This window comes from Actinoplanes sp. NPDC049802, from assembly GCF_040656595.1.
Taxonomy (GTDB): domain Bacteria; phylum Actinomycetota; class Actinomycetes; order Mycobacteriales; family Micromonosporaceae; genus Actinoplanes.
Genome location: NZ_JBFAMR010000069.1, coordinates 1 through 14,766, shown reverse-complemented (window position 1 = coordinate 14,766; position 14,766 = coordinate 1). Strand labels below are relative to the sequence as shown.

At 72.8% G+C, this 14,766-nt stretch carries 9 protein-coding genes; 5 read left to right on the top strand and 4 right to left on the bottom strand.

The window, feature by feature from the left end; all coding sequences use genetic code 11:
• Positions 1 to 694: 694 nt before the first annotated feature.
• Positions 695 to 1,837: a PQQ-binding-like beta-propeller repeat protein gene (locus tag AB0I88_RS32655; RefSeq protein WP_361033516.1), complete on the bottom strand. Its 1,143-nt coding sequence runs from the start codon at positions 1,835 to 1,837 to the stop codon at positions 695 to 697.
• Positions 1,838 to 1,852: 15 nt separating this feature from the next.
• Positions 1,853 to 3,103: an aspartate--tRNA(Asn) ligase gene (aspS, locus tag AB0I88_RS32650; RefSeq protein ID WP_361033513.1), complete on the bottom strand. Its 1,251-nt coding sequence runs from the start codon at positions 3,101 to 3,103 to the stop codon at positions 1,853 to 1,855.
• A 379-nt stretch (positions 3,104 to 3,482) separates the two neighbouring features.
• Here aspS and lipA point away from each other — a divergent pair, with 379 nt between their 5' ends.
• The gene (gene lipA, locus AB0I88_RS32645; protein WP_361033585.1) at positions 3,483 to 4,379 is read left to right on the top strand and encodes a lipoyl synthase; all 897 of its coding nucleotides are present in this window, start codon (positions 3,483 to 3,485) and stop codon (positions 4,377 to 4,379) included.
• Positions 4,380 to 4,582: 203 nt separating this feature from the next.
• On the opposite strand, the gene AB0I88_RS32640 is transcribed toward lipA, so the two are convergent.
• Together AB0I88_RS32640 and AB0I88_RS32635 are read right to left on the bottom strand one after the other, a co-directional pair.
• Positions 4,583 to 4,777 (bottom strand): hypothetical protein, encoded by a 195-nt coding sequence (locus tag AB0I88_RS32640; RefSeq protein ID WP_361033510.1) that lies wholly within the window; start codon positions 4,775 to 4,777, stop codon positions 4,583 to 4,585.
• Between the two features lie 183 nt (positions 4,778 to 4,960).
• Positions 4,961 to 7,975, bottom strand: coding sequence for an AAA family ATPase (locus tag AB0I88_RS32635; protein ID WP_361033507.1), 3,015 nt, complete (start codon positions 7,973 to 7,975; stop codon positions 4,961 to 4,963).
• A gap of 372 nt (positions 7,976 to 8,347) precedes the next feature.
• Between AB0I88_RS32635 and AB0I88_RS32630 the strand changes: the two genes are divergently transcribed.
• The 4 genes from AB0I88_RS32630 (at position 8,348) to AB0I88_RS32615 (ending at position 13,691) form a co-directional block, all read left to right on the top strand.
• Positions 8,348 to 9,040 carry a DUF4191 domain-containing protein gene (locus tag AB0I88_RS32630; protein ID WP_361033504.1) on the top strand — a complete coding sequence of 231 codons (693 nt, stop codon included), beginning with the start codon at positions 8,348 to 8,350 and terminating at the stop codon, positions 9,038 to 9,040.
• Between the two features lie 447 nt (positions 9,041 to 9,487).
• The gene (locus tag AB0I88_RS32625; protein WP_361033501.1) at positions 9,488 to 11,146 is read left to right on the top strand and encodes an AAA family ATPase; all 1,659 of its coding nucleotides are present in this window, start codon (positions 9,488 to 9,490) and stop codon (positions 11,144 to 11,146) included.
• A 281-nt stretch (positions 11,147 to 11,427) separates the two neighbouring features.
• Positions 11,428 to 12,702: a type VII secretion protein EccE gene (locus tag AB0I88_RS32620; RefSeq protein WP_361033498.1), complete on the top strand. Its 1,275-nt coding sequence runs from the start codon at positions 11,428 to 11,430 to the stop codon at positions 12,700 to 12,702.
• Positions 12,699 to 13,691, top strand: a complete 993-nt coding sequence (locus AB0I88_RS32615; protein ID WP_361033495.1) for a hypothetical protein — start codon at positions 12,699 to 12,701, stop codon at positions 13,689 to 13,691. The genes AB0I88_RS32620 and AB0I88_RS32615 overlap by 4 nt, the downstream gene beginning before the upstream one ends.
• Positions 13,692 to 14,766 lie beyond the last annotated feature (1,075 nt).

Below are 14,766 nucleotides of genomic sequence, written 5' to 3'. Positions count from 1 at the left end.
CACCGGACGGCAGGGCGCCGGGGCGCCGGGGCGGCAGGGCGCCGGAACGCCAGGGCGCCAGGGCGACGGGACGCCGGAACGCCAGGGCGCCAGGGCGACGGGACGCCGGGGCGCCGGGGCGCACCGTTGGTGCGCTGTGTGTGCCCCGCCCGGCGGGCAGACGGGGTCGAGCGATTCGGCACGCACGCAGGGCCGGCACGGTCGCTCACGAGTGTCACAGCGGTGCTCGGGGACACCGTCGGTGCGCTCTGCGCCCCGCCCGCCCGGCGGGCGTGCAGACGGGCAGACGGGGCGGGGCGGGCAGGCGATTTGGCCGGCAGGGTCAGCCCTGATGCTGATGGCCGATTGTTCTCCCTGCCTTCCCGCGGCCGGTAGGTGCCGGCCGGCGCGCACGTAAGGCTCTGCGTGGTCGTTCACGGGTGTCACAGCGGTGGTCCGGGCACACGATCGGTGCGCTGTGCGCGCCCACCTGACCGGCACGGGCGGGGCGAGGGGGCGAGGGCGACCGATTTGGCCGGCAGGGTCAGCCCTGATAGCCAGCCGGAACAGAGCCCACGCCGGGTGGTCATCCCGACCCCGGGAGGGTCGGGATCCCGGATCCAACTCAGCCCGGCGCGGGCGGCACGGGCTTGAGTGGCAGTGAGATCGCGGTCTTCCGCGGCGGGTTCGGGTAGGCGTACACCTGAATGGGTTTTCAAGGGAGGCGCCACACCTGGAGCATGCCGTTGGGTTGCTGGCAGGCCAGGTGTCGATGGCTGCGGCGGCAGGCGCTCGACAGCGCTCCGGGGAGGACGCCGCGGGTCTCGCCGGTGTGCCAGTCGATCAGGTGGAGACCGTCGCCGCTGGGGCGTAGCAGCAGGTCGCCGAGGGGGAAACCGGGGCCGAGACCGGCACGCACGGCGCCGGTCTCGGGGTCGAGGACGGCGACTTGGCCGTCGATCCTCAGGGCCAAGCCGTCGACCCAGGCCGCCCAGTGGACATCGGTCCAGGTCACCGAGCCGTCTTCGGGGTCGAGGGCGTGCAGCCCGGAGCCGCCGGTGACGCAGACGCGGGTGCCGCAGGGCTCCACGTGCTTCGGCAGGGTGGATGGGACGCTCCACACTTCGGTGAGATCGGGCAGGTGCAGAGCCGTCACGGCGCGGTCGCCGTAGAGATAGGCGCGGTCGCCGATGATCCGGATCTGGGATTGCTCGCCCAGCGGGGACGCCTGATCGGTACGGCCGACCACCCGGCCGTCGGACCGCCGCAGGGTCACCGCCCCGCCGGTGTCCTCCAGGACCACCAGGTGTCTCTCGTCGGCGGCGGCCGACGCGGGAGCCCGATGGACGGTGCGCCACCAGGCGACCTCGCCGCTCGCCGCGTCGCGGAAGCCGAGGCGTGCGTCCCTGTCCCAGAGGAGCAGCCCATCGCCCGCGGGAAGCGCCAGCTCCAGGTTGGTGACCGCGTCGGCGCCGGTCCGGGCGTCGGCCACGATCACCGCGCCGCCGGTGTCGACGCCGATCACCACGACCGAGCCGGACACCGCCAGCACCGGCCTCCGGCCCAGCCATTCGGCCTGCCGCCGCCAGCGGAGCCGGCCGGTGTCGAGATCCTGGGCCAGGATGTCGACCCGGCCGTTCTCCAGCGGGCGGGTGCTGTAGAGGGTGTCCTCGGTGAGCTCCCAGGTGCCGGTGGCCTTCTCCGTGGTGGCCACCCGCTCCAGTGGCGGGACCGGGCGCTGCGGGTGATCCGGTCCGAGCAGCAGGGCCAGTGCCAGCACCAGGGCCGCCGCGGGACGCAAGCGCCGTGCCCGCGGCGGCGGAGTGGACGCGGGCGCCCGGTCGAGGTCGATGATCACGACGGCATTGAACAACTACGGCGCGACCCGGTGGATGTCGCGCGGGAACGCGGTGACCTCCCGGACGTTGGCGGCGCCGGTCAGCCGGGCCACGAATCGTTCCAGGCCGATCGCCCAGCCGCCGTGCGGTGGCATGCCGTAGCGGAAGGCGTCGAGGTAGCCCGCGTACGGCTCGAGCGGCTCACCGGCTCTGCCCAAAGCCGCCACGTAGTCCTCGTAACGGTGCAGCCGCTGACCGCCGGTCACGATCTCCAGGCCGCGGAACAGCAGGTCGAAGCCGTTCGACCAGGTCGGGTCGGCCGGGTCCGGATGGGTGTAGAAGGGCCGTTTGCGCATCGGGTAACCGGTCACGAAGACGAACTCCGACCCGTGTTCGCGCAACGCCCACTCCCCCACCGCCCGCTCGTGCGCGGGGGCGAGGTCGGGCTCGTCCGCCGGCGCCCCGGCGATCCGCAGCGCCTCGGTGAAGTGCACGGCCGGGAACTCCTTCGGCGTCTCCCGCTCCGTCACCTCGCTGAGCATCCCGGCGATCGTCCTGGTCAGGGCCGCCATCACGTCCCGGTGGTCGCGGACGAAACCCATCTCGGCGTCCAGCGACGTGTACTGGGCGAGGTGCCGCGCCGTGTCGCTCGGCTCGGCCCGGAACACCGGCCCCACCTCGAAGACCCGCTCCAGGACGCCGACCATCATCTGCTTGTAGAACTGCGGCGACTGCGCCAGAAAGGCGGGCCGCCCGAAGTAGTCGAGTGCGAAGACGTTCGCCCCCGACTCGGTCGCCGACGCGACGATCTTCGGCGTGTGGATCTCGACGAACCGTTGCTCCTCCAGCGCCCGCCGGAAACCCCTGGTCACGGCGGCGGCGATGCGCAGGTTCGCGGCCCGCGACGGATGCCGCAGCGCCAGCGCCGCATGGTCCAGCTGAGTGGGCAGACTCGCGCTCAGCGCAGGCCGATGCAGTTCGAACGGCAGGGGTACGGCCACCCGGCTCGTTTCCCGAAGTTGCGGGGAGGTCAGCTCGACACCCTGCGGCGCCTGCTCGTTGCGGGTGACCACGGCGGTCACCTCGACGACGCTCTCCTCGGTGAGCTGCTCCAACTGTTCGCGGACGGCCGGGTCGGTGACGACCACCTGGCTGAGCCCGGCGGCGTCCCGGACGATCAGGAAGGCCACCGATTTGAGCAGCCGCCTGCGGTGGACCCAGCCGGCGATCGTGGCCTTCGTGCCGGGTTCGATGGTCGCCAACTGGGTGGAGAGGATGCGTTGCACGGCGGTTACCTCCTCTGGTGTCTGCAACGCGGCCCCAGGGAGGTGCGGGCGAGCGGGATCCTCGCGGTACCACCGCACCTTCGCGCCCCTCGCCGGGGCGCCTCTTTGTCGTGCCGCGGCTCCGGGGTGTCTTCACGCTCCGGCGCTCGGGCCACCCTTCCCAGCTGCCGGGTGGCTCTCTCGGCCGGCGGATCGAAGCGTTACTCGGTCCCATCAACGCCGTTGGCGCGCACGTTAACAACGATCCACACCCGCTTCATCTCCTTTTCGAGTGGCAGCCGTCACCTCGAAGGTCACGTGAGCCTCGTCGCCCTCGTATCACGCCCGGCTACTGCGGGCGTATCTTCGGGTGGTGACTATTGCTCCCGAGGGCCGCCGCATGCTGCGCATCGAGGCGCGCAACGCCGAGACTCCCATCGAGCGGAAACCGCCGTGGATCAAGGTCAAGGCGAAGATGGGGCCGGAGTACACCGAGATGCGCGGCCTGGTGCAGAAAGAGGGCCTGCACACGGTCTGCCAGGAAGCCGGCTGTCCCAACATCTACGAGTGCTGGGAAGACCGCGAAGCGACCTTCCTCATCGGCGGTGACCAGTGCACCCGCCGCTGCGACTTCTGCCAGATCGACACCGGTAAGCCGGCCGAGTTCGACGCCGACGAGCCGCGCCGCGTCGGCGAGTCCGTCGCCACCATGGGCCTTCGCTACGCCACGGTCACCGGCGTCGCCCGCGACGACCTGCCCGACGGCGGCGCCTGGCTCTACGCGGAAACCGTCCGTCAGATCCACAAGCTTCAGCCCGGCTGCGGCGTCGAGCTGCTGATCCCCGACTTCAACGCCGAGCCGGACCAGCTCACCGAGGTCTTCGGCGCGGCACCCGAGGTCCTGGCCCACAACGTGGAGACCGTCCCGCGGATCTTCAAGCGCATCCGTCCCGGCTTCCGCTACGAGCGCTCCCTCGACGTGATCACCCAGGCCCGCGCGGCCGGCCTGGTCACCAAGAGCAACCTGATCCTCGGCATGGGCGAGGAGCGCGCCGAGATCTCCGCCGCCCTCCGCGACCTGCACGCGGCCGGCTGCGAGCTGATCACCATCACGCAGTACCTTCGCCCCACCCCGCGCCATCACCCGGTCGAGCGCTGGGTCAAGCCGGAGGAGTTCGTCGAGCTCCGCGAGGAGGCCGAGCAGCTCGGCTTCGCCGGCGTGATGAGCGGCCCACTGGTCCGCTCGTCGTACCGTGCCGGTCGTCTGTACCGGCAGGCTCTCGAAGCCCGGGGCTGAGCCTCTCACCCCACCGGGCGTGTTCGTTCCCCTAGAAGGACCCAGACACTCATCGGCTTCCGCGGACGGCCCTGACGCTGTCCAGGAACGCCTTCTGTGGCAATGACCAGCCAACATGCGGGACCGCCGAGACGATCATGAGTTCGCCTCACGAACGGTGAGAGCCCCGCACCCACGGGTGCAGGGCTCCCCACGGGGACCGGCTACTTCTTCTTGCCCTTCTTGGACTTCTTGCCCTTCTTGCCATTCCCCTCCGTGCCCCATCGCGCCTCCGCGACCTCGGGAAGGAGGACGGGCGAGAGCAACCTCAAGAAGATCATGGCGAGCGGAGCCAGCCAGGCCCACCACGGCACCAGCGAGCCCGGCCCGACCAGCATCTCGACCACGCCATTACTCACCTCGACTGCGGTATCCATCATCTGCCTCCGGGGGAAGGACTCGGGTGGGTGACACCCACCTCGCTTGAGGAGTCGGCCCCCACTATCGGACCGCCGCCGCACGCCATTAGCGTTTCGAAGTGGCCGGGGCCGGCGGCACCGAGTACGGCCGCCCGCCGGATGCGCGCTGCACCGGATGGGTGGCTAGCCGTCGAGAAGACCGAGGCGGTGGGCTACGGCGGCCGCCTCCACCCGGTTGGTGACCTCCAGCTTGGCGATGATGCGGGAGACGTGAACGCTCGCCGTCTTCGGGGAGATGAACAGGCGCTGGGCGATACGGCTGTTGCTCTGCCCTTCGGCGACGAGACGCAACACCTCGCGTTCGCGAGCGGTCAGCACCTCGGTGCCGGCCGCGGGGGCGGAACCGCCGCCGACGCCGAGCCGGCGGGCCAAGGTGTCGGCGGCCGCCGCCAACGGCACAGCGCCCAGCGCTGTCGCGATCGCGCAAGCCTCGGTGATCGCCTCCGTCGCGGCCTGACGGTCGGCGGCGACCGCCTCCGCGTAATCGAGCAGAGCGGCGGCCAACTGGTACGGCTGCCCGTCCACACGCCAGGCCTCGACCGCATCCCGCCACCTCTCGGCACCGCCGTCGAGCACGGCCCGCACCTGTGCGGCATAGGCCAGCTCCGCCGGATAACGCCGCGGCAGACGGTCAGCGGCCGCCCGGATCAGCGAGGCGAGGTCGGTGCCGCCCGTAGCCGGTGACAGTTCGGACGGTGGCGGCTCGCTCCCCCGCGGCTCAGCCAACAACGCGTCCGGCCGCGAGGCGTGAGACCGGTCAAGCTGTGCGGAGCCGACCTGGCCCGCGGCCACCGCGGCATCGAACCGCGCAACGTGAGACCGGTCAAGCTGTGCGGAGCCGACCTGGCCGGCGGCCACCGCGGCGGCGGCCAGCAGCGACCATGAGTAGCGCGGCTGCTCGTAGAGGTGCGGATCCTCGAGGGCGCCCGCGGCGACCGCACGAGCCGCTTCCCGGTCGCCTGCCTGGAGGAACGCCAGAATGCGCAGCTCCAGCAAGCCGAGGCGAAGGTCGACGTTGAGGAACGGCTTGGCCAGGAACGTGACCGCCCGGCTGACCAGCGCGTCCGCACCGTCATGGCCGCGGGCCAGGCGGAGGCGGGCGCGCAGTCGCAGCCACGGGACGGCCAGGGTGCCGGGCGGATCCTGACGGCCGGCTTCGGCCAGGCGGGCGTCGGCCTCGTCCCAGCGGCCCAGGGCCATCAGGGCCTCGGCGTGGTTGGCGAGCAGGTAGACGCCGGTGGTGCGGCTGACACCGACCAGGTCGGCGTGGGGGACGCCTTCGGCGGCCGCGGTGGCGGACTCCTGATAGGCGCCCAGCTCATACAGCGCGTCGGAGAGGTGGACCAGGCCCTGTGCCAGGTTGGGGATGTCGCCGGAGGCCCGGGCGCGCTCGACGGCCCGGCGTTTGGCGGGCAGGCCCTCCTCGGCGGGCAGGTGGCCGCTGCACGCGTGACCGAAGGTGATCTCGGCGGCGATCCGCGAGGCCTCGTCGCCGAACTCGGCGGCCGACGTCATCACCTGGGACGCGATCCGCCCGGCCACCTCGCCGTCGATGCGGGCGAAGACGTGGGCCACGTCGCCGAGCAGTTTCAGCCAGGGCAGATCGCGGGGCGCCGGCTCGAGCAACCGGTACGCCTCCCGGGCCTCGGCCGCCCCGTCGCTCTTGCCGGCGTTGCGCAGCAGTTTGGCCCGCCGGATGAGCAGCCGGGCGGCCCGGGTCGGCTCGGCCTCGCTGTCGAGGTCGGCGAGGGCGGCCCGGGTGAGCCGGCCGGCCCGCCCGTGGTCGCCGGCGTCGATCGCCGCGAGGGCCGCCTCCTCCAGCAGGTCGAGGTGGCATTTGCCGAGCAGTTCGGCGGCGTCGGGCACCTGCTCCCACAGTTCGAGGACCCGCTCCAGGAGGCGAGCCTGCTCGGCGAACGCGTATCGGCGGCCGGCGGCGTCGGCGGCCCGCCCGGCGGCGACGAGGGCCCGGGCGTGGTCACGGGCGCAGAACCAGTGGTGGGCGATCTCGGCGGGCGCCCGGTCGGCGGCGACCAGGTGCGGCTCGGCCTCGACCGCCTTCGCATACCGAGCGTGGAGCCGGGACCGCTCGCCGGGCAGCAGGTCGTCGTGGACGGCCTCGCGCACCAGGGCGTGCCGGAACTCATAGCCCCCGTCGGGGTCGAAGCCGATCATCTGGGCGGCGACGGCGGCCCGCAGCGCCGACTCGAGGGTGGCCTCGTCGACGCCGGCGACCCGGGCGAGCAGCTCGTGGCCGAACCGGGTGCCGCCGACCGCGGCGATCCGCAGCATCCGCTGGGCCGGCTCGGGAAGCTGGTCGACCCGGGAGAGCAGCAGGTCGCGCAGGGTCTCGGGGATGTCGCCGCAGCGCGGGTCGGCGGAGGCGGCGAACTGCTCGATGAAGAACGGGATGCCCTGCGCGCGCTCGCAGACCGCGTCGACGGTGGGCCGGTCGGGCTCGCCGCCGAGCAGGTGACCGAGCAGCTCGGCGGTGCCGTCGCGGTCGAGCCGGTCGAGGTCGTGGCGCTGCACGCCGCGGACCCGCTCCAGCTCGGCCAGGAACGGCCGCAGCGGGTGGCCGCGGTGCAGCTCGTCCGTCCGGTACGTCACGACGAGCAGCAACCGCGGCACCCGGGCCGAGCGGACCAGGAAACCGATCAGGTCGCGGGTGGACCGGTCGGCCCAATGCAGGTCCTCCACCACGAGAACCACCGGGCGCTGCTCCCCGAGCCGGGCGAACAGCGATCCGACCAGCTCGAACAGATGGCCGCGGTGGCTGCCGCCGAACTCCGGCGGCAGCCCCAGCTCGGGCAGGAGCCGGGCGAACTCGGCCTCCCGCCCGCCGAACACGGAACGGCCCTCGTGGCGGGCCAGCTCGCGCAGCGCCGCAGCGAACGGGGCGAAGGGCAGACCCTCCTCACCCAGCTCGAGGCACTGCCCGACCAGCACCCGCGCGTCCAGGCCGCGGGCGAACTCCTCGACCAGCCGGGTCTTGCCGACACCGGCCTCGCCGCCGACCAGCAGGGCCGGAGCCTCCGCGCCGACGGCCCGCTTGAACGCGTCGTGCAGCGCGGCGAGGTCGGCATCCCGCCCGACCAGGACCGTGCTGTGCGCATTCACCGCCATGAGGTCGAGCATGCCACGCCCCTACGACAGATTTTTCGGCCCGATCACGATGCGGGAGGCTGCCGTACGGTTCGCCTCCACCTGTGCCATCGGCCGGCGTGGTGTGCCCGTACGGTCGCGGCTTCCCGGACGAGCCGGTGGTCCTCCGAGTCCTTGACGAACTCGTCGAGGCGCTCGCGAACCAGGCGGAACTGAGTGTCGGGGTCGCTGAAGGGAATCATTTCCGGGGCTCCTGTCGGTTGTCGTGACACCGACTCTTCGCCCGAAGGCGTCCACCGGGCATGGGGCGGCCGCCTCATCCGCGGGCCGGCCCCCTCCTTACCTGTGACAGTCCAGGTCCCCGGGACGCCGTAAGGTACCTGAGCCCCACTACACTTTGCGGCTATGGCAAAACCCCAGGAGAAGGTGTCGTTCCGCGAGCGGCTGAAGCAGATCGGCCAGGTGTTCGCGTTCACGGCGAAACAGGACAAGTGGTTCGTTCCACTGGCCATCGCGGCGGTGGTCGTCCCGCTCACGATCACCGTGGTCGTCGTGGTCCTGACGAACGCCTACCTCTGGATCCCGGTCGGCATCCTGTTCACGATGCTGGCCGTCCTGATCGTGCTCAACCTGCGGTCGAACACGGCGATGATGAACGTGGCGGAGGGCCAGCCAGGCGCCGCCGCCTCGCTGATGGAGAACATGCGCGGCGACTGGCGGGTCCGTCCCGCCGCCGCTTCGACCACGCAGTTCGACATGGTGCACGTGGTGATCGGCCGGCCCGGCGTCATCCTGCTCGCCGAGGGCGACCCGGCGCGCGTCCGCAACCTCCTCGGCCAGGAGCGCAAGCGGCTGGTCAAGGTGATCGGCAACGCGCCGCTCTACGACTACGTCATCGGCACCGGCGAAGGGCAGCTCCCCGTCCGCAAACTGCGGTCGACCATGATGCGCCTGCCACGCAACCTCACCGGCAAGGACGTCAACGCCCTCGACAAGCGCCTCGGCGCGCTCATGTCGCGGCCCCAGATGCCCAAGGGCGCGATCCCGAAGAGCATGCGGCCGAGCAAGGGCGCGTTCCGCCAGCAGCGCCCCCGATAACCCCGGATCCGGTACGCGGCGGGCCGCCCACAAACACATCCGGGCCGCCCCGCCGAGCCACGCGAGCAAGGCGCCCGCTCACGCCTTTGCCGCGCCCGCCGGGCTGAGCCTGATCGGGCGGCTGGCGCCGCACGATCCGTCCCGGGCGGCTGGCGCCGCACGGGCCACCGGGTCCGGCTGACTTGCTCCGCGGCAAAGCGGGGGACGTTGAGTGCACCGCCGTAGGGGTAGGTGGGCGTTCCGGGGATCGGCCTACGGAGCGATACGGCGGCGGGCACCGGGGCGTCCCGTTTCGGGGGTCTGGCGCGCGTCGGGCGTACCGAAAATGGGGTTGAATCATCGACAGGGGCCTTCATGATTCGTTTGGGGCGCTAGCCTCGGGTCTACGCCGCTTTCCGGCGGTCCACGCCGGACGGTGACGCAGACTCGCACGAAGGAGCTCCGCTCGTGGTCAGCACCCTGGCGGTCCCCGGCACGTACCCGACTCTTCGCGACGCGCTCGAGGTCGCGCCCGACGGGGCCGTCGTCGTCCTGGCTCCCGGCACCTACCGGGAGCGCGTCGAGCTGGCCGGCCGCCGTCTCACGATGCGCGCCTCCGGGGATCCCGGCTCCGCGATCGTGGACGCGTCCGGTCTGGACGGTCCGGCGCTCGCCGTGTCGTCGGGTGAGGTCGAGGTGGAAGGCCTGGCGCTGATCTCGGACGATTATCCGGCCGTGGCGGTCGGCGGCGGCCGGGTGCGGCTGCGGCGCTGCGAGTTGTCCGCGGGGTTCGGTTCGGCGCTGCACGCCGACGGCGGCGCCATGGTCGACGCCATCGAGGTGCGGGTGGTGCGCGGCCAGCACGGCTTCGTCTACTCCGACGCGGGCGGCACCGTCGACTCGTGCGAGATCCGCGGCGTCTCCGACGACGGGGTGATCGTGCGACTGGGCGCCGACCCGGAGATCCGCGGGACCAAGGTGAGCGACTGCGGCTACCGGGGGGTGTACGTCTACCAGTCGGCTCGCCCGGTGATCGAACGCTGCGAGGTCTCCGGCGCCGGTGACGCGGGCATCGTGGTGGCCTACGCGAGCGCGGCCCGGATCGTGGAGACCTGGGTGCATCAGACCTCCGGGCCGGGGATCGTGATCGGGCCGGGCTGCACCGCGGTGGTCGAGCAGTGCCGGGTCGAGCAGACCGGGGAGCCGCCCGTCTCGGTCGACCCGGGCGCCAAGGCCACCGTGACGTTGAGCGACGCCGGCGGGTTGCCGCAGGCGGGGGTGGTCGCGGCGGGCGCCGCTCAGGACGCCGCCGAGGTGGACCGGCTGCTCACCGAACTCGACTCGATGATCGGCCTGGCCGGTGTGAAGAACGAGGTCCGTGCCCTGATCGACGAGATCCAGGTGAACGAGTGGCGGCGCGGCGCGGGACTGTCGGTGGGCGCGGTCAGCCACCATCTGATCTTCACGGGCGCCCCGGGGACCGGGAAGACGACCGTCGCCCGCATCTACGGCCAACTACTGAAAGCGCTGGGTGTGCTGCCGAACGGGCGGTTCCGGGAGGTGTCCCGGCGTGACCTGGTGGGGCAGTACATCGGGCACACCGCGGAGAAGACCACGTCGGTGTTCGAGGACGCGATGGGTGGGGTGCTGTTCATCGACGAGGCGTACACGCTGGCCCGGGCCGGCGGTGCCGCCGCCGACTTCGGTCAGGAGGCGATCGACACCCTGGTGAAGCTGATGGAGGACCACCGGGACCAGGTCGCGGTGATCGTCGCCGGCTACACCAAGGAGATGTCCGACTTCCTGGACGCCAACTCCGGCCTGGCGTCCAGGTTCGCCAAGACGATGGAGTTCGAGAACTACGGGCCGGACGAGCTCGTGATGATCGCCGACCGGATCGCCCGGCACGACGACTACGTCTTCGACGAGGGTCTGCCGGAGGCGCTGTACGACCACTTCGGACAGCTGGAGCGGAGCCGGAACTTCGGCAACGCCCGGGAGGCCCGCAAGCTCCTGGAGGGGATGCGCAAGGCGCAGTCGGGCCGGCTGCGGGCGATGGGCCGGATGCCCAGCCGCGACGATCTGCGGACGCTGATGCTCGCGGACCTGCGGGTGGCGACCCGCTGAACTACTTTGGGATGGCGAACCGATACCGACGGTAGGGGGAGCGACGGGTGCACCGGGGTGAGGGACCGACGTACGGCGCCACCGCGCGCGAACCCGCCTACGGCCCGCCACCCACCACACCAGGACCCGGATACGGCCCGCCACCCACCACACCAGAGCCCGGCTACGGCCCGCCGCACGCTGTGCCGGGGCCCGGCTACGGCCCGGCGCCTGCCCAGCCCGGGCCGGTCTACGGCGGCCCGCCGCCCGCAGTCCAGCCCAGACCGCCCCGGTATGGTGCGGTGACCGCCGCGGCGGCGCCCCTGCGGCCGCCGGGCACGCCGGTTCGGGGTAGCGCCGCGCCACCGCCCGCACCGGCGCCGGTCCCGCGGGCCGCGCCGCAGTACCAGCCGCCGGAGGCGGTGGTCCGGGCGGTGCCCCGGCGAGGGCATCTGGGGCCGTTCAGCCTGGCGCAGATCGTCGCCGCCGAGGCGTCGGCGCTGGCTCTCGTCTTCGCGCTCACGCAGAATCCGGTCACGCTGGCCGTCACCACGGGTGGTGCGGCGGCGGTGCTGTTCGTCTTCTTCTCCCGCAGCCGCAACCGCTGGTGGCTGGAGCACCGGCGGATCGCCGCCGATCACCAGCGGCGCCGGGCCGCCCGTTCGGACCCCAGGGCCGGGCCGGTGCTGGCGGCGCTGCGTTCGGTGGCGCCCGGGCTGACCGTGCGGGACGTGACGGCCTCCGACGGCACGGTCGGGGTGGCCCGCGACGAGGCCGGCTGGTACAGCGTCGTGGCGGTCGATCCGGCCGCCGCCGGGGTGCCGCTCGACTCGCTGGTCGGCGCTCTCACCGGCACCGGGCAGCCGGGCCTGGTGATGGAGCTGGTCACGCACACGGTCCCGGCGCCGAGCCCGGACGTGCCGGCCGCGTCGCCGTCCGGGGCCTCCTACCGGCAGCTGGTCGAGTCGGTGAGCGCCGGGCCGGTTCCGGCATACCGGGAGACGTCGATCAGCGTCCGGATCGACGCGCAGACGCTGGCCGAGGCGCTGCTCGACCACACCGCGGACCCGGAGGCGGCCGCCACGCTGGTCGCCGGGCTGGGCCGGAAGGTGGCGGCCGGGCTGCGGCGGCTCGGCGTCACCGGCCGGCCACTCGACGCCGACCAGTTGCTCGGGTTGCTCGCCCGGTCCTGTGATGTCGAACCGTGGGCGCTGGCCGACGGTCCCGGGGTGGACGAGACGTGGACACACTGGCGGTCGGCGCGGCTCGTTCACCGGACGTACTGGCTGAAGACCTGGCCGGCCTCGGCCACCGAGATCGGCTCGCTGTTCGCGTGGGCGGCGACTGCCCCGGCGGCGCAGACGAGTGTGGCGCTGACCCTGCGCGCCGGTGACGGCGACGAGGTGGCGGTGCGGGCGTTCATCCGGCTCGCCACCCGCCCGGACGCCGATCTGGCCGCCCTCGACCGGGTTCTCCAGGAGGGCGTGCGCCGGGCCGGCGGCGAGCTCCAGCCTCTCGACGGCGAGCAGGGCCCCGCCGCCTACGCGACGGCCCCGACGGGAGGCGGCGCGGGATGAGCCATCCGTGGCAGCCGGAGAACGGGGCCGCCTACCAGCAGCAGCCGGTGCCCGCCCAGCGGGAGCCGGGACAGGTGACGTCGGGGCGGGCGTCGGTGCCGGTGCCGCGGCCGGTGGCCGCGCCCGCTGAGCCGTTCACCCAGCAGCAGGCTGTCGCCGAGCCGGTGGCCCGAGGGCTGTCGGCTCCGGCGCTGACGTCGGCGCCGCTGGCCAGGCCGGGGGCTTACGCGCCGGAGCGCCCGCCGGACGGTCCGCCGGCGGGGCCGGACGACGGTGCGGACGGCCGGGACCGGAGTGGGCCGTCGGGTCGGACCAGCAGGCTGCGGATCGGCTGGCACGCGATCCACCGGACCGGGCTGCGGCGGGTGACGGCCGCCCCGAGCGCGGCGGCCGGGCTGCTGCTCGGGCGGGATCAGCAGCAGGCGCCGGTGCCGTTGCGACTGTTCGCGCCCGATCCGGTGCGGGTCACGCTGGTCGGCGGGGTGTGGGCGGCCCAGTTGCTCATCTTCAGGGCGTTCTCGGTGGGCGTGCGGGTGGTCGTGGTGACGACCGAGCCACGGGCGTGGGCCGGGTTCGGGGAGCGGGCCACCGGGCAGCAGCATCGGCTCACCGTGATCGGGCAGGAGCCGGGCGGGCCCTACGGCGGGACCGCCCAGACACCGCTGTTGACCGTTTTCGATCTGGGGATGACCGGGCCGATGACGAGTCCGCCGTTGGGCCCTTGGCACTCCCAGCTGACGATTCTGCGGCAGCTGGACCGGCCGGGTGTGGCGGCCGTGCAGGAGGCCGGACTGGTGACGCTGCAACGTCTCGGCGGCGACGAGGCGACCCTGGCGGCGGCCACTCTGAAACTGCGCCCGCAGAGCGGCCAGCTCCTGCAGTCCATGAACGACGACATGATGGCCTTGATCGGCGACGGCGACGACCGTTACCTGTTCCTCAATCAGACCCCGATCGAGCAGCAGTACGTCGGCCTCCCCCGCCGCTGACGTCCCCGGGTTCGGCTGGTTCTCGGTGCTGACCCTGCCGGCCACGTACTTCTCCCGCACCTCCCGAGGCCCGGACGCAACGGACGGCACGCACGTCGAGCCCTGCGTGGTCGCTCGCGGGTGTCACAGCGGTGGCCGGGGCGCACGGTCGGTGCGTTGTGCGCGCCCACCCTGCGGGGGCGAGCGATTCGGCCGGCAGGTCAGCACTGACATCCCTGCTGGCCAAATCGCCCGCCCGCCGGGCGGAGGCGCAGCGCACCGACGGTGTGCCCCCGGGCACCGCTGTGACACTCGTGAGCGACCACGCCGGGCCCTGCGTGCGTGCCGAATCGCTCGGCCCCGTCTGCCCGCCGGGCAGGCACACACAGGCACCAACGGTGCGCTCTGGCGCTCTGGCGCTCTGGCGCTCTGGCGTCCCGGCGTCCCGGCGTCCCGGCGTCCCGGCGTCCCGGCGTCCCGGCGTCCCGGCGTCCCGGCGTCCCGGCGTCCCGGCGTCCCGGCGTCCCAGCGTCCCAGCGTCCCAGCGTCCCAGCGTCCCAGCGTCCCGGCGTCCCAGCGTCCGGTGGGCGGAGGGCGGAGGGCCGGCGTGCTGGGCGATGTGTGCTCGGAGAACACGACACCCGTAGTGGGTGTGACGACACCCGTTGCGGGTGTCACGTCTGCCGAACACAGATAGCCGAAATCCGTGTCCCGTCTCCCCGGACGGGGACTCGTCTCCGCGTCCGCTGCCAGCCGGTGAACGTGATGGTGATTCCGTACGACGGCCGGCCGGCGCCACACGCTGGAATTCACGGGGCAGCGTCAACAGCGATCGCCGAGGAGCCACCGCGACCGGCCGGGTCGCTTCGCCGGTCTTGCCCAGCGACGAGCACACCGCTCAAACAATGCCGTCCACATGCGCAACCACCGCAACGGACCGATCTTCACCGGTCTTGGACCGCCGATCGCCCGTCGCCGTCGCCGTCGCCGTCGACGGTCATCGAATCCCTGATCCAGGTCCGGTTTCCGCTACCCGGCACCCACGTCGTGCGGCCTGGCAAAGCGGGGCCGGACCGGATATGCGCTGGTAGCGAGC

Bases quoted from the DNA above. Each gene is read 5' to 3' on its own strand.
- lipA (WP_361033585.1), top strand. From the start codon at position 3,483: ATGCTGCGCATCGAGGCGCGCAACGCCGAGACTCCCATCGAGCGGAAA.
- AB0I88_RS32635 (WP_361033507.1), bottom strand. From the start codon at position 7,975: ATGCTCGACCTCATGGCGGTGAATGCGCACAGCACGGTCCTGGTCGGG.
- AB0I88_RS32630 (WP_361033504.1), top strand. From the start codon at position 8,348: ATGGCAAAACCCCAGGAGAAGGTGTCGTTCCGCGAGCGGCTGAAGCAG.
- AB0I88_RS32615 (WP_361033495.1), top strand. From the start codon at position 12,699: ATGAGCCATCCGTGGCAGCCGGAGAACGGGGCCGCCTACCAGCAGCAG.